At 40.2% G+C, this 20,803-nt stretch carries 16 protein-coding genes; 7 read left to right on the forward strand and 9 right to left on the reverse strand.

All coding sequences use genetic code 11. The features are described 5' to 3' along the window. Positions 1–58: 58 nt before the first annotated feature. Both HUU81_RS17185 and HUU81_RS17190 read right to left on the reverse strand, forming a co-directional pair. Positions 59–2,044: a methyl-accepting chemotaxis protein gene (locus tag HUU81_RS17185; protein ID WP_199610114.1), complete on the reverse strand. Its 1,986-nt coding sequence runs from the start codon at positions 2,042–2,044 to the stop codon at positions 59–61. A 210-nt stretch (positions 2,045–2,254) separates the two neighbouring features. Further along, the gene (locus HUU81_RS17190; protein WP_199610115.1) at positions 2,255–4,450 is read right to left on the reverse strand and encodes a M3 family metallopeptidase; all 2,196 of its coding nucleotides are present in this window, start codon (positions 4,448–4,450) and stop codon (positions 2,255–2,257) included. Positions 4,451–4,748: 298 nt separating this feature from the next. Between HUU81_RS17190 and HUU81_RS17195 the strand changes: the two genes are divergently transcribed. From HUU81_RS17195 to HUU81_RS17220, 6 genes are all read left to right on the forward strand, one after another. After that, the gene (locus HUU81_RS17195) at positions 4,749–5,081 is read left to right on the forward strand and encodes a DUF440 family protein (RefSeq protein WP_199610116.1); all 333 of its coding nucleotides are present in this window, start codon (positions 4,749–4,751) and stop codon (positions 5,079–5,081) included. A gap of 66 nt (positions 5,082–5,147) precedes the next feature. Then, positions 5,148–5,819: an HD domain-containing protein gene (locus HUU81_RS17200; RefSeq protein WP_199610117.1), complete on the forward strand. Its 672-nt coding sequence runs from the start codon at positions 5,148–5,150 to the stop codon at positions 5,817–5,819. Positions 5,820–6,049: 230 nt separating this feature from the next. Next, the gene (locus tag HUU81_RS17205) at positions 6,050–6,628 is read left to right on the forward strand and encodes a hypothetical protein (RefSeq protein WP_199610118.1); all 579 of its coding nucleotides are present in this window, start codon (positions 6,050–6,052) and stop codon (positions 6,626–6,628) included. Between the two features lie 9 nt (positions 6,629–6,637). Further along, positions 6,638–7,180: a hypothetical protein gene (locus tag HUU81_RS17210; protein WP_199610119.1), complete on the forward strand. Its 543-nt coding sequence runs from the start codon at positions 6,638–6,640 to the stop codon at positions 7,178–7,180. Between the two features lie 70 nt (positions 7,181–7,250). Next, positions 7,251–8,018 (forward strand): NUDIX domain-containing protein, encoded by a 768-nt coding sequence (locus HUU81_RS17215; RefSeq protein ID WP_199610120.1) that lies wholly within the window; start codon positions 7,251–7,253, stop codon positions 8,016–8,018. 158 nt (positions 8,019–8,176) lie between these two features. Continuing rightward, a complete protein-coding gene (locus HUU81_RS17220) occupies positions 8,177–8,839 on the forward strand; it encodes a deoxynucleoside kinase (RefSeq protein ID WP_199610121.1) in 663 nt (220 codons plus the stop codon). 91 nt (positions 8,840–8,930) lie between these two features. Here HUU81_RS17220 and upp read toward each other — a convergent pair whose 3' ends face one another. The 7 genes from upp to HUU81_RS17255 form a co-directional block, all read right to left on the reverse strand. Further along, on the reverse strand, positions 8,931–9,566 hold the full coding sequence (upp, locus tag HUU81_RS17225) for a uracil phosphoribosyltransferase (protein WP_199610122.1): 636 nt from the start codon (positions 9,564–9,566) through the stop codon (positions 8,931–8,933). 93 nt (positions 9,567–9,659) lie between these two features. After that, entirely contained in the window at positions 9,660–11,360 is a 1,701-nt protein-coding gene (locus HUU81_RS17230; RefSeq protein WP_199610123.1) for a two-component system response regulator, read from the reverse strand. Positions 11,361–11,366: 6 nt separating this feature from the next. Continuing rightward, a complete protein-coding gene (locus HUU81_RS17235) occupies positions 11,367–11,807 on the reverse strand; it encodes a response regulator (protein ID WP_199610124.1) in 441 nt (146 codons plus the stop codon). Beyond that, the gene (locus HUU81_RS17240) at positions 11,800–13,377 is read right to left on the reverse strand and encodes a sensor histidine kinase (protein ID WP_199610125.1); all 1,578 of its coding nucleotides are present in this window, start codon (positions 13,375–13,377) and stop codon (positions 11,800–11,802) included. Before HUU81_RS17240 ends, HUU81_RS17235 begins: the two co-directional genes overlap by 8 nt. A 97-nt stretch (positions 13,378–13,474) precedes the next feature. Further along, positions 13,475–13,690 (reverse strand): DUF3820 family protein, encoded by a 216-nt coding sequence (locus tag HUU81_RS17245; RefSeq protein WP_199610126.1) that lies wholly within the window; start codon positions 13,688–13,690, stop codon positions 13,475–13,477. Next, positions 13,680–15,533, reverse strand: coding sequence for an ABCB family ABC transporter ATP-binding protein/permease (locus tag HUU81_RS17250; protein ID WP_233520543.1), 1,854 nt, complete (start codon positions 15,531–15,533; stop codon positions 13,680–13,682). Before HUU81_RS17250 ends, HUU81_RS17245 begins: the two co-directional genes overlap by 11 nt. A gap of 1 nt (position 15,534) precedes the next feature. Continuing rightward, positions 15,535–16,131, reverse strand: a complete 597-nt coding sequence (locus HUU81_RS17255) for a glutathione S-transferase family protein (RefSeq protein ID WP_199610127.1) — start codon at positions 16,129–16,131, stop codon at positions 15,535–15,537. Positions 16,132–16,805: 674 nt separating this feature from the next. Here HUU81_RS17255 and HUU81_RS17260 point away from each other — a divergent pair. After that, positions 16,806–20,693 carry an ExeM/NucH family extracellular endonuclease gene (locus tag HUU81_RS17260; protein ID WP_199610128.1) on the forward strand — a complete coding sequence of 1,296 codons (3,888 nt, stop codon included), beginning with the start codon at positions 16,806–16,808 and terminating at the stop codon, positions 20,691–20,693. Positions 20,694–20,803 lie beyond the last annotated feature (110 nt).

Below are 20,803 nucleotides of genomic sequence, written 5' to 3' on the forward strand. Positions count from 1 at the left end.
TGCCTTAAGCAACACTAAAACTAACCGTTATAAGTGATGTATTTATTATCGTTAGCCACTAAATTCGATAAGTAGTGGCAAGTTGTTGTAAATTATTGGCTAAAGACGCCTGATTGTTGGCTGAATTTGATACTTGTTCCGAGCCTTGTGCAATTTGTTTGGTGGCGGAATCTATATCAGAAATATTTTTATTAATTTCGGTGGTCACACTGACTTGTTCTTCTGTTGCTGTGGCAATTTGTTCAATCATGGCATTAATGTCTGAAATGCCAGTTACTATTTCGGTCAGCGAGAATTCTATTTTTTCAGCGCTTTCAACGGTCTTTTTCACATTTTCTTGCGAGCTATCAATTTCTTTATAAGCATTATCTGCTTCTTGTTGCAGTTGGTTAATAATGGTTTCTATCTCTACGGTGGACGTTTGGGTGCGCTGAGCTAAGGTACGCACTTCGTCGGCAACAACGGCAAAGCCTCGTCCTTGTTCTCCTGCTCGGGCGGCTTCAATGGCTGCATTCAACGCTAAGAGGTTAGTTTGTTCTGCAACACTTTTTATTACATCAATAACGGTAACAATTTGGTTGCTTGTTTCGTGTAACGTACTAATACGGCTGCCAATTTCATTTACTTGTTGCACTAAATTATCGATTGCAGTTAATGACTCACCTACAACAGTTTGGCTGTTGATGGCTTTGTTATTGGCATTTTGTGCAGTTTGAAGCGCTTGGCTTGCACTGCGCGCGACCTCTTCTACGGTTGCACTCATTTGTTCAATTGCAGTAGCAACTTGAGCGGTTTCATCTTGCTGACTTTGTATACTAACCGTGTTGAGTTGGATGGTGGTTGCCGTTTCATTAGCTGATTCGGAAAGTTTAACACTGTTATTGCTAATTTGATCGATAGCGCCAGCAAACGACTCTAGGGTATTATTGAGTGCCATTGCCATATTACCTAATTCGTCACGGGTATATATTTCGCTTCGTGCCGTTAAATCGTGCTCTTTAGCGACTTTCTTCAGCGTAAGTACTAAGCTATCTAGCTGTTTTAGCATCACGGTTAATATCGTATATGCAACGAACGCGGTAATCAGGATGACTATGATCACAGTGGCAAGATTAACGAGTAATTGCGTATTCATATTGCTTAATAGGGTGTCAATTTCATTAGCAAAGTGTTCAGCAATATAGTTTTCATTATTTTTTAGTAAGTTAATGCGCTTTGTTGCCATGTCGAACCAGTAAGCCGCCTCTGTTTCATACGGGCCACTTGCCCCAATGTTAATAATGAGTTTTCTAATACGCATCACTTCTTTTACCGCATTGTCATTTAGCATTGACTGGTACTGCTGCTGAGTGGGCTGACTTGCCGACAACAAAAACTGTTGGGTGTAAATATTTTGTGCGGTAATTAAACTAATTAGCTTTTCAAAGTTATCGCTAGAGAAACGATTGTTTGCCAAGCCGCCACTTGCAACGGCGCGTTCTATGCCTGCTCGTTCTTTCGCTTCTAAAAAATTGTAGTAAGCGGTCGCAATGTTTACCGTTTCTTTTGGACTAATAGAAATAAAATAATTGGTAAATAATAAAACTGAGTGGTTGGTAGTTGTGTAATAGTTAAGTGCATCTGGCTTTGAAATAGTGAGCGCTAATATTTGTTGTCTTATGGAATCTAATTCAGCAAGCTTAGCCTGTATTTGCTTAATAAGCGTGTTAGCTTCATCGGTGGTGCTATCAAGATGACTAATAAACTGTGAAACTTTGTTTTTTTGTGTATCTGTCAGCGCATGTTGCTGGCTTAACTCGGTCTTGAAACGTTGACCATTAGAGCCAATGTAAACTGCCGACATCCCTCTTTCTTTTTGCAGTTCGTGAACCATCGCGTTATTTAAGATAGCGAGCTGTGATAGTTCTGATATATCGTTTAACACTTGTCGCTTTTGAAAGTCAGCAATGACTTGAGTCAAACTAAAATACAAACAACCCAATAAAGGTATTAACACCAGCATGAGCAGCTTTATTTTAAAGGATAAGTTATTAATTATTTTCATGCAGCATCCAACTCAAGTTACTTATTGTGATAACTAACTGAATTAACAGTTTATTAGGTTAAATTCAGCGGGTTTAGTAAAAACAAGTGTAGTTGGAATTGCAGATTTTTGTATGAAACGAGGGATTAGATAGCGCGTATTTTTCTACCTAAATGATTGAAATACCATAGCTCACGCAAGTGAGCTATGGTGGTATGCATGGTGTTTCGCTTACAGTTTTGACGCCTTGTCTGCGACAACCAGTCCTTTTTTCTTCAGTAACGGCTCTACTTTTGCGTCACGGCCGCGGAACTTTTTAAATAAGGTAAGGGCATCATCGGTACCACCTTGAGATAAAATATTGTCGCGGAATGATTGCGCGGTTTTTTGATCAAAAATACCGTTTTCTTTAAATGCGTCATACGTATCAGCATCAAACTGTTCTGACCAAATGTAGCTGTAATAACCAGCTGAGTAGCCACCAGAGAAAATATGGCGGAAATAAGTACTGCGATAACGCGGTGCAATTTCGTCGATTAACCCTAACTCTGCCATGGCCGCTTTTTCAAATTGTGCGGTGTCTTTTAAATCGGTTGTTTCAAGTGTATGCCAGTATAAATCTAAATACGCTGCGGCTAAATATTCAGTGGTGCCAAAGCCTTGGTTAAATTGTGCAGCAGCTTGAATTTTTTCAATCATGGCTTGTGGGATCACTTCACCGGTTTGGTAGTGTTTTGCAAATTTTGCTAGCACTTGTGGTTCTGTCATCCAGTTTTCCATTACTTGTGACGGGTACTCAACAAAGTCACGTGGTACTGCTGTGCCAGTTTGAGATTCGTACACACCATCAGACAATAAGCCATGTAAGGCATGACCAAACTCATGGAACAATGTGCTTGCTTGATCAAAGGTAAGTAACGATGGCTGATCAGCGGTTGGGCGAGGGTAGTTTAGTACGTTAACAATAATAGGTTTGATATTTTTACCATCAACTTTATGTTGTTTACGGTATGCATTCATCCATGCGCCTGCACGTTTGCTGTCACGCACATAATGATCGGTTAAAAAGATACCTAATAAAGAGCCGTCTTTGTCGAATACTTCAAAGGTACGCACATCGTCATGGTATTTCGGTAAGTCATGACGCTCTTTTACTGTTAAGCCGAATAATTGGTTAACCGTATAAAATACGCCATCTAAAGTGGCTTCCAGTGAGAAGTAAGGACGAGTAAGTTCTTCGTCTAAATCGTATTTAGCTTTACGGATTTTTTCAGCGTAGTACCAGTGGTCCCATGCTGCAATGGTAATGTTGTCACCTTGTTTGTTAGCCAATGCTTGCATGTCTTTCACTTCAGCTTTGGCACGTGCAATGGCAGCTGGCCATACTTTATTTAACAATGCATAAGCATTTTCAGGTGTTTTAGCTGTGCGTTCTTCTAACACATAATGCGCGTGGGTTTTATAACCGAGTAACTGGGCTTTTTCAGCACGTAATGCGGCCATTTTGGCAACAATTTCTTTATTGTCGAACTCATTATCATTGTTTGCTACGTTGGTGTACGCTTCAAACATTTGCTGGCGTAGCTCACGATTATCGGCGTAAGTAACGAATGGTGTGAAGCTAGGTCGGCTAGTTGTAAATACCCACTTACCTTCTAATCCTTGCTTTTTAGCGGTGTCGGCGGCAGCAGCAATCACGCTGTCTGACAATCCAGCTAAGTCTTCTTTCTTATCGATCACTAATTTGAAGTTTTGTACTTCTTTTAAGGCATTTTCACCAAACTCTATCGACAGCTTACTAAGCTGTTCATTTAAGCTACGCAATGTTGTTTTTTGAGTGTCGTTTAAGTTGGCACCATTACGCGTAAAGCTAATGTAATTGTCTTTCAATAACTTAGCTTGAGCAGTGTTTAAATTTAACCTTTCTTGGTTGTCATAAACCGACTTTACACGCGCAAAGAGTTTAGCGTTTAAATTAATATCATCGCTGTGTGAAGACAGTAATGGAGACATTTCTTTTGATAACGCCTGCATTTCATCACTGGTATTGGCAGACGTTAGGTTATAAAACACATACTCAACTTTACTTAATAACTGACCAGCGCGCTCCATTGCTACAATCGTATTTTCAAACGTGGCTGGCGCGGTATTATTGGCAATTTGTTCAATCTCTGCTTTATGCTCGGCAATGCCTTTCATAAACGCAGGCTTGTAATGTGCCAGTTTAATTTTTTCAAATGGAGGGATGCCGTACGGTGTTTGATAATCGCTAAAAAATGGGTTGCTGATGCTCACTTCTGATAGTGTTTTGCTTGACGAAGCACTTGCAGGTGTTTCTGTTGATGTCGTTATTGTTTGTGCGGCATCATCACCACAACCCGCAAGTAGTAATGCAGCTGCAACTGCAGAAATAGAAAGTTTTTTCATGTAATTCTCTGTAAATTTTATCATCATTTTTTTGGTTAGCGCACATTGGCGCTAGGCCTAACGGCATACCAAAATAGTTGTACAGGTACGGTGTTAGATATTTTATTGCAGGATATGGTGTAGCAACGAACGCACAAGCCATAACGACTGACTTTATTATTTGAGCTTCTTGTTACCATATTTTATTAGTGGCAACCAGTTATTTGCGATAACTAACAATTTTTTGCTGTAAATGGTCAACAACTCGGCGTTGGCTCGGTTACAATAGCGCTACTCTCAATCATTAAAAGGCTTACGCATGTTATCCATTGAACAGGTTTCCGAACTCGCCGAAGATATTTTTTATGAATTAGCAGAAGATAATTTAAGTGCTGAGAAGCTCGATGAATTTGATCAACAAGCGGAACAAATTGGTTTTGTTGAAGCGCGCGATCCACAGGAAGCTATTTGGTTAGCCTCATTGGATTTTGTGCCTGATCCAGAAGACTACGCCGAGGTAATTATTGGCCTAAATCGTTCAATCGCAGCTGATGTTAATCAGCAAGAAGTGTTTGCTAGAATTCTGATCAGTAAAGATGAAGATGATAAATTTTGTCATATTTTATGGCCTGAAAAGCCTGCTGAACACTAGATTAAAAGGCCACAGCGTTTACTTGATATTGTCGTTATTATTACTTTCTTTAGAAGACATTAGTTTATGCCAGATAACACCACAGGATTAACCTCTTATACGTCCAAATACGAAGCTCATTTCTATCAATACATGAGTGAACGGATTAGCACCGATCCCGCTCATGATATAAATCATGTGATGCGGGTGGTGGCTAATGCAAAATCGATAGCGGCAAAAGAGTCCCTTAACCACCCTTGTAACATCGAAGTTGTTATTGCCGGGGCATGGTTACATGATTGCATCACGTTACCTAAAAACCATCCAGACAGGGCGCAAGCCTCTACGTTAGCAGCACAAGAAGCAAAACGATTTCTAAGTAGTATTGATTATCCACCAGCGTGGATTGATGAGGTATGCCATGCCGTAGAAGCGCACAGTTTCAGTGCAGGCATTTCTGCAACATCGCTTGAAGCTAAAATAGTACAGGATGCTGACCGATTAGACGGGCTAGGTGCAATAGGTATTGTGCGTTGTTTTATTACTGGCGCATCATTCGGCGCAAGTTTTTACAATCAAGACGACCCGTTTTGTCATACCCGATCACCACAAGACAAGCAATTTAGCGTTGACCACTTTTATGTAAAATTATTTAAACTTGCAGAGTTAATGCAAACCACAGGCGCAAAACAAGAAGCACGACAAAGAATAGAGTATATGAAAGGCTTTTTAGCGCAGTTGGAGGTTGAGATAAATTAACTTATTGATAGAAAAGAATATATCCGAATATTAAATAATTCATGTTATTGAAGCTCTCACATTAATTGTAAACTAGCAGTAATTTTAGTTTGAATTTATCTTAGCAAACTATACAATTCTCGCCGTCAAAAAAGACAACTCATATTGATAGTAATCGAAATGGAATTCAATTATTTTGCACTATTGTTCCATTTCACTATCACTTTAAATTTAAGTAGTAGAGAACAATAATGAAAAACCTATTAAAACCAGTTTTGGTGATAGCGACGTTATTTGTAACGGGATGTGCGCATCAAATTCAAATAAGTCCAAATTTAACTCAACTAGAAGAGTCAGAGAATAAAAGTGATGCTGTAGTTGGGTATTATATTGCTAAGGAAGAAAAAAATCGCAAGGTGGTAACACCAGGCGGTGGCGGTGATAAAATTACATATACACCGTATAAAGATACGGAAGCAGCTTTACATAAAGTACTTTCAGGTAAGTTCAAAAATGTTTGGACAGTTGCTTCATTAGATGACAAAAAGTTTATTGAAGAACAAAACATCTCCCTTATTTTTATTCCAAAAATTGTTACAGATTCAAGCTCAAAAAGCTTAATGACTTGGCCTGCGACTGACTTCACTTTTAATCTTACGATTAAGGCGCTCGATAAAGCTGGTAATTTAGTTTGGGATAAAACGGTAACTGGTAAAGGTCACGCAGAATTCAAAGAGTTTGTTAAAGATTTCGGCCTTTCAGCTCATAGAGCTTCAGAAGAAGCATTTAAGAAATTGGCAGTAGAATTAAATAACAGCGCTAAGCTATAAGGATAAAAAATGAGAATTTTAATTATATTAGCAAGTGTGTTATTGAGTGCTTGTACCGTTGTTGCACCTAATTATCAGGTTTCGTTAGATAATACTCAGAAGTTGAAGTTAGCCTCTCTAAATAAAATGGATGTTGGTACTATTAAAGATTCAAAAAAAGTTAATAAGCTTTCTTTAAGAGGATCTTCTTTTGTTTCTCCAATTGAAAAGTCTTTCGGAAAGTACTTAGAAAGTGCTTTGAAGCAAGAATTAGAACAAGCTAAGCTTTATTCAAGCGTATCTAATATTCAAGTAGAAGGCGTACTTTTAAAGAATAATATTGATATTTCAGGCTTCTCTATTGGAGAAGGTGATATGACAGTAAAGTTTACGGTTAAGCAAGACGAAAAAGTAACTTATCAAAAAACACTTAGTGCTAAGCACGAATGGGACTCTTCTTTTGTTGGAGCGGTAGCTATACCTAACGGGCAAATTAATTATCCTGTGATTATCCAGAAGCTTTTAGGTGAGTTGTTCACAGACCCTGAATTTATAGCCGCTACACAGGCATAAGCTAAAAAAGGCCTTAATATTTATTAAGGCCTTTTTTAATTATTAATATAAAGTACTTGGAGCCTATTAAATGCACTCTAATAACACCCTTGCTGCAACCCCAAACATTTACCAAGGTATTCAAGTATTAGCTGATAAGTTACCTACCGATGTTGCAGAATTTAAGCTGCAGCTGGTGGCTTCATTACTTGATTGGCAACAGCAGCAATATAAAGTGGTGTGGCTTTCAGTGCCACAAACGTTATCTTCGCATATACCTGTTGCCATTGAGCAGGGGTTTACGTTCCATCATGCTAAAAATGAGCAGCTAACGTTAACTAAACGATTAGAGGCAGGATCTGAAGTACCTAACTTTGCGACTCATACCATTGGAACGGGTGGGGTGGTGATCAGTGAAGATAACCAAATTCTGACTATTGTCGAACAGTTGCATATGGCCACGCGTCCTAACCTGTTTAAGTTTCCGGGGGGGATGTTAGAGCCGGGCGAAATGATTGCAGATGGGGTTAGACGAGAAGTATTCGAGGAAACAGGCATTTCCACCACTTTTGGCGGCTTAATTGGGTTTCGCCATTATCATGGCGGACAATTCAGTACGTCTAACATCTATGCGGTGTGTCGTTTGTATCCCACTAGCTTTGACATTCAAATTGATGAAACAGAAATTGGCAAAGCACGATGGATGCCCGTTGAAGAATATTTGGCGATGGATAGCGTGCTCGATTTTAACAAGCAAGTTGTTAATAGTGTATTAGCAAACGAGCCATTACAACATACAGAATTTGATACATCGCAAATTAAAAACCACAGTGAGTACGAATTTTTTTTAAAAAAATAAAATAGACGCTATTTTTTTAATTTTAAAACGGTTGAAATATGCGCATATCGTTTCTATTTTGACCGTTTAAACCATCAAATAACGAAAGCCTTTCCCCTAGCATTTTATTCAATTTAATACTCTGATAGTCTTGCTCGTCGATTTTTTAGAGGTGTTGTATGACGAATGTTAATCAGTTTAAATTAATTGCAATTGAAGGCAATATTGGAGTGGGTAAGTCCACGTTATTACCACAACTGGTTAACGAGCTGAATACGAGCTCTACAGAACAATGGCGCTTAATTATTGAAGACGTAGACACTGATCCTGAGTTTCAACGCTTACTTAAAGCGTTTACGGTTGACCCTAGTCGTCGCATAGAGTTTCAGCGTTATATTACTAACAAGCGCGCCGATATTTGCCAAGGGTTAGATCCAAACTATAACTATGTTATTGAACGTTCGTTATTTTCAGACTTAGTGTTTTGCCAAGCGAATTTGGCTGAAGCCTGTCGTCCAGACGGTAAAGATTTAGACTATTACTACGACATTCAAGACAAATTAACAGATTACCCGCAAGTGTCAGCGGTCGTCTACCTAAAGTCAGATCCAGTGAAGTCATATCAACGTATGTTGGCACGTTCACGTGATGCTGAAGCAGGTACTACGCAGGAATATTTGCAGCTAGTGTCTGACTGCCACGATACGTTTTTACCGCATATTTGCCGCCGCTACAACACGCAGTTACTCATTCAAGATTGGACCGACTTTGGCTGCTATCAAACACTAGCACGCCGTTTACTCGAAGATATTTGTCCAGACATTATGACTAAAGTAGCTTAATCAACAGCTACTCTATTATTAATTTTAAAGGCGCTTAACGTAAATGTAAGCGCCTTTTTTATTTGTCGAACGAACAACAATTGAGAGTAGGTTAATGCTCTGTTCCAAACAACCGGTCACCTGCATCGCCTAACCCGGGCACAATATAAGCATTTTCGTCTAAATGACTGTCTAACGCAGCGGTATACGTGTGAACTTGCGGAAAAGCTTCAGCAATCACCTGTAATCCTTCCGGGCAAGCCACTAGCGTCATCAGTCTTATGTTTTGCTCTGTTGCGCCACGTTCAACTAATAGCTTAATCGCATAAGCGGCGGAATGGCCCGTTGCTAGCATTGGATCGGTTACTATGATTTGTTTATTGGTGAGATCAGGTAATTTGATTAAATACTCAACCGGGCGCTTGGTTTCTTCATCACGATATACGCCTATGCAGCCAATGCTAGCGGTGGGAATGAGCGCTTCAACCGCGTGCGACATACCAAGCCCAGCACGTAGAATTGGCACAATAACAATATTGTCATCTAACAAGGTTGGTGCTTCATAGTCGCACAAGGGAGTGGTTACGGTTGTAGTTTGCAGTGGTAAATCTTGGGTTACTGCGTAGGTCATCAGTTGGGTTATTTCGAACAAGTTTTGATTAAACAGTTTTTTCGGCGTGTGCTTGTCACGCATTTCAGTTAATTTATGCTGAATAAGTGGGTGGGTTAATTCGCTAAATTGGCTCATGATGACTTCTTACCGTTAGGTTATTTTTAGAATAGGGTTGTTCTTCTTTATTTAACCACAGTATTTCGTCACAGTCGTTATTCTTTACTTAATTTAGTCGTCGATATATTTATCCTCAATCTCGCTGGTGCTGGTGGGCTTACCTAATAAGTATCCTTGCACCTTATGAATACTTAACTCTTTGCATAATGTCAGTTGCTCTTGTGTTTCTACACCTTCGGCGATAATGGAAAAGTCGAGTGTTTTCAGCATTAATGCTAAACCTTTAAAAATTTTAACTCTTTTAATGTCTTCGTTGTTTTGGGAAAACAACGATTTATCAATTTTTACAATATCTATTGGGTATGTGATTAAGTGAGAAATGGAAGAGTAACCTGTGCCAAAGTCGTCTAATGCTATCCTACAACCGAATTTTGATAGTATTTCCAGTGAACTTTTTATCTTATCACTTTCTTTAAATAAGGCGGTTTCAGTTATTTCTAAAATAACATTGGCTGGTTTAATGTTGTGTTTTGTAATGTTTGTTTTTATAAAATTTGTGGTGTTATCTTGTTGTAATTGAACAGGGGAAATATTGATAGAAACAGAAATGTCTTGGGATGTTTTTTTCTGCCAATGTGCTAGGTGTTGTATAGCATTCTCAATAACCCAGTTACCTATATCATAAATTTGATGCGTTTCTTCTGCAATGGGGATAAAAACATCAGGTGTATACTTGGTCTCACTATGTGTGGGCCAACGAATTAATGCTTCAAAACTGGTAAGTTGATTATCTTTTATTGCAAAAACTGGCTGAAAATGCAGCTCAAATGAAGACTGTTGGATAGCTTTTTTTATAGCGGTTTGGATCGCATAACGTTGGCTAAACTCTTCTTGCATTTTTTGTTCATAAAAACAAACAGTGTTTTTACCGCTTTGCTTTGCTCGATACATGGCAATATCGGCAAATTTCATTAGCTCTTCACTTTTATAGGTATTAATAGGGTACAACGCTACACCTATACTTACACCGCTGCTGACCTCATGCCCGTTAAGGTTAAACGTGGCTTCAAATACTGCTAATATGCGTTGAGCAATATTGCTTATTTCTCCCATCGAGTTTATGCCGCATATTAGAATAGCGAACTCATCTCCACCTAATCTGGCAAACCCTTCGTCTTTTCTTAAGCAACGGCCAATTCGCTGCACAATTTGTATCAATAATTGATCGCCAGCATCATGACCAAAAGAGTCATTAACGTATTTAAAGTTGTCCAAATCGAGCATCAATAACGCCACTTTCTCGTTCGTGCGCCGTGTATTGGCTAGCATCACCCTTAAGTTCTCTTCGAAGTGGTAACGATTCGAAAGCCCAGTAAGCTGATCCTTTTCAGCCATACGTTTAGCGGTCATATAGCTGTCGTGTAGTTTCTTTTCTAAAGTAAATCGTTTTTGTGCATGTATGATGGCGCGTTGCAGTTTTGATTCGGTCAGCTCACTTTTAGCGATAAAGTCTTGAGCCCCAGCTTCTATACAGTTTATTGCTAGTTGCTCGCTTTCTGACGAACTCATCATGATGATGGCAGTTCTACCTAAATCAGTACGGGAACGAAGCTCGATTACCATTTCGATACCATCGACTTTAGGCATTCTAAAGTCGAGCAAAATAATATCAAAGTCATGCTTTGCTAATTTTTCTAAACCTTCTTGAACAGAAGAGACTTCAGTGACCTTAGCGTTGATATTCTTTTTTGCGATGGTACGTTTAATTATTTTTCTATCAACAACATCATCATCAACAATTAATATATTCATGCTAACCTACCGTGGTAATTGTACTATGTTCCAATAAGCATCAATGGCATCAACTACGCGAAAGATACTCTGTTCGGCATCGTCCTTCAAAAAATAACCTGCAACCTGATTTTCGTAGCTTTGTCGTATGTCATTGACATCTTGAGATGTGGTTAAGATGAAAACAACATTGGTTTTTAACTCATCCTCTTGTCGAATTTTTTGTAATAATTCACTCCCGCTCATTCTGGGCATTTGTAAATCGACCAACATAATAAATGGCTTTGGAATTTCATTTTTCTTTAGCATTTCTAGTGCTTCAAGGCCATCGTAGGCCCGTATAACTGGATTAGTTATTTTACGTTTTTTCATTGCGCGCATAAGCGTTTTAAAGTCGACATCATCATCTTCTACAACAAATAAAGTTGTAATATTTATGTCTTCATTATTGTCGGAGAATTTAGTCATTAAATGTCTCTTTTATTTTTTTAGCCACATTTTCTTTGGGCCAATGAATTGTAAACACCGTACCACTTGGCTTATTAGCAGAGATATTCACGCTGCCACCATAGTGTTCAGTTAGTCGCTTGACGACTGATAACCCCATACCACTGCCTTCAACAGTATCTCGAGGTTTAAGGGTTTGAAACAATTCAAAAACTTTTTGATGATACTTTTGTTCGATACCCGGTCCGTCATCAGAAACTGTGAGAATATACTCGGCTTTGGTTTCATCGCAGGTTATTTTGATGGTGCCACTTTCTTGATGGTGATGTTTAATACTATTAGAAATTAGGTTTCGAATAATCGTTTCTAATGGAATACGCGGTACAACTATGACTTTACTTTCTGCTGTTATGGTGAAGCTATCAGGCACATCAAGTAGATTATGAAGACTATTAACACACTCCGTTAAGTTGACGACTTCGCTGTTTTCGTAGCTTTTATTGATACGAGCGTATGACAGTAAGTCTTTAAGTAATTTGTGCATACGATTAACTCGGCCAATAGCTAAATGAAAATTTTCCAAGCTATCTTCGGGTAACAAATGTTCACAGTCTTCTTTTATCCATTCAAGCAACCTTTTTACGGCATTAAGCGGAGCCTTTAAATCGTGTGATGCAATATAAGCAAAATCATCCAAATCTCGATTGGTTTGTTTTAACTCATCCATTAATAGCTCACGCTCTGTAATGTCATGTGACACACATAAAATATAGCGTTGACCGCCTACACTGGTGAAGCGTTGCTTGGTGCTATTTAACACCCGCTTTTCTTTATTGGGTAAATGGATTGTTTCGACGATTTGGCTTTTACCTTTTTCAAACGCGATTCTGTCTTGCGTTAAAAAGAATTCTGCTTGCTCTGGGCTATATTCTTCTATTGTTGTGAAGCCCAGCACTTTGTCATGTAATTCTTTGGGGTATATGTTCATAAAAGCTTTGTTGGCATATACAATTTTGAACTCTTCGTCTTTGACAAAAATTAAATCTTGGTTTGTTTCATTTATTAATGTTTGTAACTCTTGGCTTTCTTTAAGTGCCTGAGTTTTATTGCGTATCTCTAATTGTGCAACCACATCTCTTGCTAACACTTTTAGTAGATTTTTTTGCTTATCGTCAAGGCGTTTGGGTTCGCGGTCAATCACACACAACGTGCCTATTTTCTCCCCATTTGGTGCTATAAGTGGCGCGCCTGCATAAAAGCGAATATATGGGGCGCCAGTAACTAGTGGATTATCTTCAAAGCGAGGATCGAGTTTTGCGTCAGGAATTTCTATTATCTCGTCACTAAGTATGGCATGAGCACAAAAGGCAATGTTTCTTGGTGTTTCTTTGGCGTCCAAGCCAAACCTTGACTTAAACCATTGTCGATCAGAGTCAATTAAAGAGATCAGTGCAATTGGCACTTCACATATTTCTGCCGCAACAAACGTAATATCATCGAATAATGTTTCCTCATCCGAGTCTAGTACGGCATAGTTCTGTAGTGTCAGTATTCTATCTTGTTCACTTTTAGGTAAAGGTGCAGAAATCATTTAGGTTTTTATTGCTTAACACATTAAAGTTAATAACCTAAAGAGTAGTGCATGTGATTAATTTTGCTTGTTTTTATGAGAAAGTGTTTAGCTAATATTAGTTATGCACCAGTGGCCTTAGTATTTTTTCAAGCCCGTTGCGTTTTATTTCATACATCAGGGCGAGTTGTTGGCCTAACTTGCCTTCAGGAAAACCTTGTTGATGAAACCACACTAAGTATGGTTCGGGTAAGTCTAATAATTTACTGCCCGCATATTTGCCGAAAGGCATGGTGGTGTTTATGGCTTCTAACATGGCGTATTTATCGAGCATGGTTATTTTCCGTTGTTGTTGTCGTATCGCCGATGTTTGTGGAAGCGGCTGTGTGCTTTTCTTCTTGCTGCATGGCCCACATTTTTGCATATAATCCTTGTTTGGCAAGCAGCTCACTGTGGGTGCCTTGCTCTGCAATTTCTCCTTGTTGCAACACAATAATGTTGTCTGCATCTATCACTGTTGATAAGCGATGTGCGATCACCAATGAAGTGTGGCCTTCAGCAATTTCTTTTAGTGCGCTAAGAATTGCTTGCTCGGAACCGGAATCAAGGGATGAGGTGGCTTCATCAAATAACAAGATTGGGGGACGTTTTAAAATTGTGCGCGCAATGGCAACACGCTGTTTTTCACCACCAGACAGTTTTAGCCCTCGTTCGCCCACAACCGTATGTTCTTTTTCAGGCAGTGATTGTACAAAGTGATTTAAATGTGCCAACTCAATCGCTTGCCATACTTGTTGTTCGTCAGCTTGTGGGTTGCCGTAGCGCACATTTTCAAAAATGCTGTCGTTGAATAAAACGGTATCTTGCGGAACAATCCCAATGGATTGACGTAGGGAATGTTGCGTCATGTGCTTAATGTTTTGGCCGTCGATGGTGATGCTGCCTGCAGTGGGATCATAAAATCGAAAAAGCAGTTTACCTATGGTCGACTTTCCTGCGCCACTTTCGCCCACAATGGCGACTTTGTGCCCGGCTGCAACGTCAAAACTAAGCTGCTTTAAGATTGGCCGTTCACTGTGGTAGGCAAAGTCGACATTATGAAAGGCAATGGTTCCACGTGAAACTTTGATTTCTTTAGCGTTTTTATCATCAACAATTGTTGACGTTTGTTTTATTAACCCAAACATGTTTTCAATATTCGCCAATGAACCTTTAATTTCACGGTATACAAACCCTAAAAAGTTCAGCGGCATAAAAATTTGCATCATAAAGGCATTAATTAAAACAAAGTCGCCGAGCGTCATGGTTTGTTCGGCTACGCGGTAGCCTGCGAGTGCGAGCATGCTGGTCATTGCGGTGGCGATGATTAATGCTTGTCCGCCATTTAAGGCAAATAATGTAAGGCGATTTTTGCGACGCGCATCTTCCCAGCTGGCTAACTCTTTGTCATATCTGTCGGCTTCAAACTGCTCATTATTGAAATATTTTACGGTTTCATAATTAAGTAAACTGTCTATTGCTCGGCTATTGCTGGTGGAGTCGGCGGCGTTAGCTTCGCGTACATAATGGGTGCGCCACTCAGTAGCAACAGCGGTATAAGCAATATATAGCGCAACTGATACAAAGGTGATCAGCGCAAAGTATACGCCGTAGTTATAGAACAGGATGCCAACCACAAACAGGATTTCCAATAGTGTGGGCACAATATTGAATACCATAAAACGCATCAGGAAGCTGATCCCCGACGTACCGCGCTCCATGTCGCGAGATAGTCCACCAGTTTGTCGATTTAAGTGAAAGTTGAGATCTAATTTATGCAGATGATTAAAGACTTGTAATCCAACCCGTCGCATCGCGCGTTCAGTGACGCGCCCAAATAAAGTATCGCGCACTTCGCCTAGGATCACATTAAGAAAACGCACCACGCCATAGGCAATGATTAATGCGAAAGGGACAGCGATGATTGCTGTTTTTAAATCGTTTGCTTGCTCTAAATCATCAACAATATATTTTAGAATAAACGGCAAGCCAACACTGGCGACTTTGGCAAAAATAAGGCAGCTTAGCGCTAAAAATACTCGTTGCTTAAACTCTAACATAAATGGCCAAAGTGAATTTAGCGCTTGCCAGTTAAAGCTGGTTACCGGTGCATCTGTCGCGTTTCTAAATTTTCTCACACTAGCCTCGTGGATCTGTAGCTACAACAGATGCTCTGTGGTTGTGCATATGATGAAAGGCAACGAGGTTAGGGTAGTTTTCAAAGTGGTAGAGCGATCTAAATAACGCCCAATCTATCAGACAATATAAACTGATGGACAGGTAGTCCCAGTTGGCAAACTCGCCTGCTAGCACTTTATTATTTAATTGTTCAAATGTGAGCGCTAAACGTTCGCGGTGCAAATTAAAATATAAGGTGTCATCGTTGGTATCATAACCGCTGCGCGTTAACACTAGCATGTTAACAAGGGCATCATTCGCAGCGTCAATCATGGATAAGGTATTTTCAGCTGACCAATTTAGCGTTTCTGAAGGGTAAGCTGAGCTTGTGTTATCACTCCCCTTACTGCTGATATATCTGACAATTTGCCTTGAGTCGAAAATGCATTGCTCGCCATCTTCAATAAAGGGAATTTTTAAAATCGGGTTCTTTTCACGCAGCACTTGTCGTTGTGGTTCATCAAAAATATCCATATTAAAAAATTCAAATGGCGAACCATCTAGCCAAATACGTAAGCGGCGAACGTAAGGGGACGTTGTTGAGCCATACAGTTTCATTATGTTTCCTTGAATTCTTTATAAAGTGAAGCGTGAGGCAGAGTATATATGAGTGTAATAAGTGTGGCACCTTTGTTTGATATTCAAGCGTTAATTTTACCAGTCTGGTGTGGCTGAAATAGACGATGAAAATCAACTACAAATAATAGTAATAAATCTAAGGTACAAATGCACTTTGCAGCTGGTTGTACCGTTAAATGAGGATTTGTTATGTAATTTTATTCCATAAAGGTAATAAAAAATCAGGTTATTTTTCCATCAGTAGCTGGTATCATTTACCCACTTTTTTAAGCGTTCAATAAATCAATTAAACGCTGATGTAGCGCTGGTTTCAAGCGAATTGCAATTCACAAAAAAATGAGAAAAACAGAGTTTGTGAATGAGTGGTTTGAGTGTGAAAAACAGTGTCCAAATCAGTAAAAATTGTGAAACTTTTTCACAATGTATTATTGGACAAGTTTTGCTTAATTGCCTATGACTTTGATGTAGAAAAAATAAAAATTACAAAATAATAATAAAACGGAGTGAGCGTTTTTTGCATCAGGTTTGTCTGAATGGATTTGCTTAAACTGTCATCATCTAGTCATACCTCTGTATTAAATTCTTCTCCTGTATTTATCGCTTTCAATTAATTCAACATTTTTGAAATTTACCCCTACGCTCAGGAGTTACAAATGAAGTATAAAATTTCCGCCTTACTAGCGCTAAGTTGTGCAGCGACTGCCAACGCAAGCGATCTAGTATTAACAGGTGTGATTGATGGTCCATTACCAGGTGGCTTACCCAAAGCCGTTCAATTATATGTATCAAACGATATTACAGACTTAAGTGTGTGTGGTATTGGTTCTGCTAATAATGGCGGTGGCACAGACGGTCAAGAGTTTACTTTTCCTGCTGCTTCAGCAACGGCAGGTTCTTATATTTATGTAGCTTCTGAAGGCGTTAAATTTGCTGACTTTTTTGGCTTTGCGCCCACTTATACACATGGTGCTGCTAACATTAATGGCGATGATGCGATAGAGCTTTACTGTAACGGTACAGTAATTGATGTGTTTGGTGATATTAATACCGATGGTTCTGGCCAAGCGTGGGAATACCTTGACGGTTGGGCATCGCGTAACGCCAGCACAGGTCCTGATGGCAGCACATTTGTTGCGGCTAACTGGGTGTTTAGCGGCCCAAATGCATTAGACGGTCAAACATCAAATGCTACTGCGCCAAATCCATTTCCACTAACGGGTTACGCACCGGGTGATGGCACTGATCCGACAGATCCAACCGACCCTACAGACCCAACGGATCCGACTGATCCCACAGACCCGGGCACAGGTGGTCAATTACGTGACGCCTGTTATAACTGTCCTGACCTAGACCCAATTGCAGATCCAACCGCGTTTGATGATGCGGTTTATTATGCCAATGCCATTGCAGCGGTAAATAACAATTTATCTGCTGGAGAGATTAAAGCTGCTATCAATGCAATTATTTCGCAAAATCACCGTCAGCTTACTTATAGTGAAGTTTGGACAGCGTTAACTGCAACGGATGAAGATCCAAGTAACACCAACAATGTTACATTGTTCTACAAAGGCACGACACTTGCTAAATGGTCGAACGGTAGTGGCAGTCAAAGCAACAACCCAGATAATTGGAACCGTGAACACGTATGGCCGAAAAGCCATGGCTTCTCAAGCTCAGGTTACCGTGCTTACACCGATATTCACCACTTACGCCCAACTGATATTTCAGTTAATGCCTCGCGTGGCAATTTAGATTTTGATAACAGCGACTCAGCATTACCAGAATCCCCAATTAATCGCGTTGATAACGACTCTTTTGAGCCAAGAGATGCAGTAAAAGGTGATGTTGCACGTATGGTGATGTACATGGATACACGCTATGAAGGTGCGGATAACCTAACGCCAGATTTACGAGTTGTCGATAGCTTAACGAGTGTGGGTGAGCCTGCTTTAGGTCGTTTATGTCGTTTATTAGAATGGCATCAAGCTGATCCAGTAGATGCAACTGAGCAGCACCGTAACAATAAAATTTACCAATACCAAGGTAACCGTAACCCGTTTGTTGACCATCCAGAGTGGGTAGATACATTATACTCAGCGCCAGCTTGTGGTAATGACAACCCAACCGATCCGGGTACGCCAACTGGTAATCTAGTTATCACTGAAGTGATGCAAAACCCAAGTGCAGTAAACGATGATAAAGGTGAGTGGTTTGAAATTTTAAACACAGATTCAAGCCCTGTTAATTTAAATGGTTGGACCATTCGTGACGATGGTTCAGATTCATTTACTATTACCACTGACGTTATCATTGCTGCGAATAGTTACGCAGTATTTGCTAAAAATGGCGACAGTAACGTTAATGGCGGCTTAACTTCAGTTGCTTACGCGTATGGTAACGGAATGACGCTATCAAATGGCGCAGACGAAATTGTACTAGTAACACCAAGTGGTGACGTTGTAGATACTGTAGCATACGATGGTGGTGCGGTTTGGCCAGATCCTTCGGGCAAATCAATGACCTTAATTGATGCGTCTACTGATAATAACGTTGGTAGTAATTGGGTTGCAGAGTCCAGTGAAACTTATGGTGCTGGCGACTACGGTACACCAGGCACAGGCCCTGATAGCGGTGGTAACGAAGATCCGGTAATTGGCCAGTGTGCAGATCCAGCAACAGCCATTAATGCTATTCAAGGTGAGGGATTTGAATCTCCAGTACGTAATGAAAACCATATATTGGAAGCGATTGTAACAGCGACATTCCCAGCGTCTAAAGGCTTCTATTTGTTAGAAGATACTGAGCACCAAGACAACAATACACTAACGTCTGAAGGTATATACGTTTATTATGGTAATAACGACGGTATGCCTGATGTAGGCGACCGAGTTCGTGTGGTTGGTAAAGTTGAAGAGCGTTATGGTAAAACCCAACTAGCAGCAAGTGCGGCAGCGCTTAATTGTGGTAGTGCTGAGTTTACTGCTCAAGCGTTAGTGTTACCGTTCGCGTCTGCAGAGCATCAAGAAGCGCATGAAGGCATGTATGTTACTATTACTAACCCATTAACAGTAAGTGATAACAAAGACCTGTTTAAATACGGTGAAGTAACACTGTCTAACGGTCGTTTATATAAGCCTACTAACAAGTTCTTACCAAATTCTGAAGCCGCCCTAAACTTAGCAGCTGAAAATGCACTGAATAAGATCACGCTCGACGATGGTGTGTCAGGTACTTACCCTGAAAACGTTATTTATCCTACTGGTGGTTTAAGTGCCAGCAACACATTACGTAATGGCGACACGGTAACAGCATTAACGGGTGTTGTTGACTTTAGCTATGGCAAATACCGCGTAGTGCCAACAGAAGCACCAAGTTTCTCGCATGATAATGCGCGCACTGCCGAGCCAGAGTTGACGCAAGGCAACCTAACGGTAGCAAGTATTAACGTATTAAACTTATTTAACGGTGACGGCCAAGGCGCAGGTTTCCCTACCTCACGCGGTGCTGATACTGCTGAAGAATACCAACGTCAAATTGATAAAACAGTGGCAGCACTATTGGCAATGAACGCTGATATTATTGGCCTAATGGAAATTGAGAATGACGGTTTTTCAGCGAACAGTGTTGTTACTGAGCTAGTGAATCGTTTAAATACCGCGTTAGGTGAAACTGTGTACGCTGCTATTGATACAGGCACCGCGTTAGGTACTGACGAAATTGCTGTTGCACTACTTTATAAAGTGGCAACGGTAACGCCTGTAGGCGCTCCTGCAATTAATATGGACGCTATCTTTAATCGTCCGCCATTAGCGCAACGTTTTGCATTAACCAGTAATAATGAAGCGTTATCGGTTGTGGTTAACCACTTTAAAGCAAAAGCATGCGGTGGTGCATCGGGTGATGACAAAGACCAAGGCGATGGCCAAGGCTGTTATAACGCTCGCCGTACTGCACAAGCACAAGCGCTAATTACTTGGTTAGCCAACGAGCCTACTATCACTGCTGACGAAGATGTACTTGTGATGGGTGACTTAAACGCCTACGCCATGGAAGATCCAATCCGTGCCTTCACTGAGGTAGGTTTCACTAACCTAATTAAGCACTTTAATGGTGAAAATGCGTACTCGTATAGCTTTGGTGGTGAGTTTGGTTATTTAGATCATGGCCTAGCGTCTGCTAGCCTACTGGAAAAAGCCGTAGATACGAAAGACTGGCACATTAATGCCGACGAGCCATTAGCGCTAGATTACAATACTGAGAAGAAATCTAGCCAACAGCTTATCGACTTCTATGCGGCTGATGCATACCGTATGTCTGATCACGATCCTGTATTAATGAGCTTCCAGCTTGATGCCGGTGTATTAGGTGATTTAGATGGTGACGGTGATGTAGATAGAAATGACTTATTGTTATTTTTACGTGCAGTCCGTAACGGTGATGAGATTGACCCTGAATTAGACCTAAACCAAGACGGTCGCTTTACAGCTACTGACTTTGTGTTACTGCGTCGTTTATGTACGCGCCGCGGCTGTCGTCCATAATCTAAGGCTTACAATTCTTAACTACGTTTAATGTAAAAAGTTTAATGTAAAAACGGCGAAGTATAAAAGCTTCGCCGTTTTTTTATGTCTAGTAGGGCATGAAGAGTGAC

Source organism: Flocculibacter collagenilyticus, from assembly GCF_016469335.1.
GTDB lineage: Bacteria > Pseudomonadota > Gammaproteobacteria > Enterobacterales > Alteromonadaceae > Flocculibacter > Flocculibacter collagenilyticus.

What these genes read in the sequence shown, in the direction of transcription:
- HUU81_RS17185 (WP_199610114.1), bottom strand. Translation starts at nt 2,044, where the DNA reads ATGAAAATAATTAATAACTTATCCTTTAAAATAAAGCTGCTCATGCTG.
- HUU81_RS17190 (WP_199610115.1), bottom strand. Translation starts at nt 4,450, where the DNA reads ATGAAAAAACTTTCTATTTCTGCAGTTGCAGCTGCATTACTACTTGCG.
- HUU81_RS17195 (WP_199610116.1), top strand. Translation starts at nt 4,749, where the DNA reads ATGTTATCCATTGAACAGGTTTCCGAACTCGCCGAAGATATTTTTTAT.
- HUU81_RS17200 (WP_199610117.1), top strand. Translation starts at nt 5,148, where the DNA reads ATGCCAGATAACACCACAGGATTAACCTCTTATACGTCCAAATACGAA.
- HUU81_RS17205 (WP_199610118.1), top strand. Translation starts at nt 6,050, where the DNA reads ATGAAAAACCTATTAAAACCAGTTTTGGTGATAGCGACGTTATTTGTA.
- HUU81_RS17210 (WP_199610119.1), top strand. Translation starts at nt 6,638, where the DNA reads ATGAGAATTTTAATTATATTAGCAAGTGTGTTATTGAGTGCTTGTACC.
- HUU81_RS17215 (WP_199610120.1), top strand. Translation starts at nt 7,251, where the DNA reads ATGCACTCTAATAACACCCTTGCTGCAACCCCAAACATTTACCAAGGT.
- HUU81_RS17220 (WP_199610121.1), top strand. Translation starts at nt 8,177, where the DNA reads ATGACGAATGTTAATCAGTTTAAATTAATTGCAATTGAAGGCAATATT.
- upp (WP_199610122.1), bottom strand. Translation starts at nt 9,566, where the DNA reads ATGAGCCAATTTAGCGAATTAACCCACCCACTTATTCAGCATAAATTA.
- HUU81_RS17230 (WP_199610123.1), bottom strand. Translation starts at nt 11,360, where the DNA reads ATGAATATATTAATTGTTGATGATGATGTTGTTGATAGAAAAATAATT.
- HUU81_RS17235 (WP_199610124.1), bottom strand. Translation starts at nt 11,807, where the DNA reads ATGACTAAATTCTCCGACAATAATGAAGACATAAATATTACAACTTTA.
- HUU81_RS17240 (WP_199610125.1), bottom strand. Translation starts at nt 13,377, where the DNA reads ATGATTTCTGCACCTTTACCTAAAAGTGAACAAGATAGAATACTGACA.
- HUU81_RS17245 (WP_199610126.1), bottom strand. Translation starts at nt 13,690, where the DNA reads ATGCTCGATAAATACGCCATGTTAGAAGCCATAAACACCACCATGCCT.
- HUU81_RS17255 (WP_199610127.1), bottom strand. Translation starts at nt 16,131, where the DNA reads ATGAAACTGTATGGCTCAACAACGTCCCCTTACGTTCGCCGCTTACGT.
- HUU81_RS17260 (WP_199610128.1), top strand. Translation starts at nt 16,806, where the DNA reads ATGAAGTATAAAATTTCCGCCTTACTAGCGCTAAGTTGTGCAGCGACT.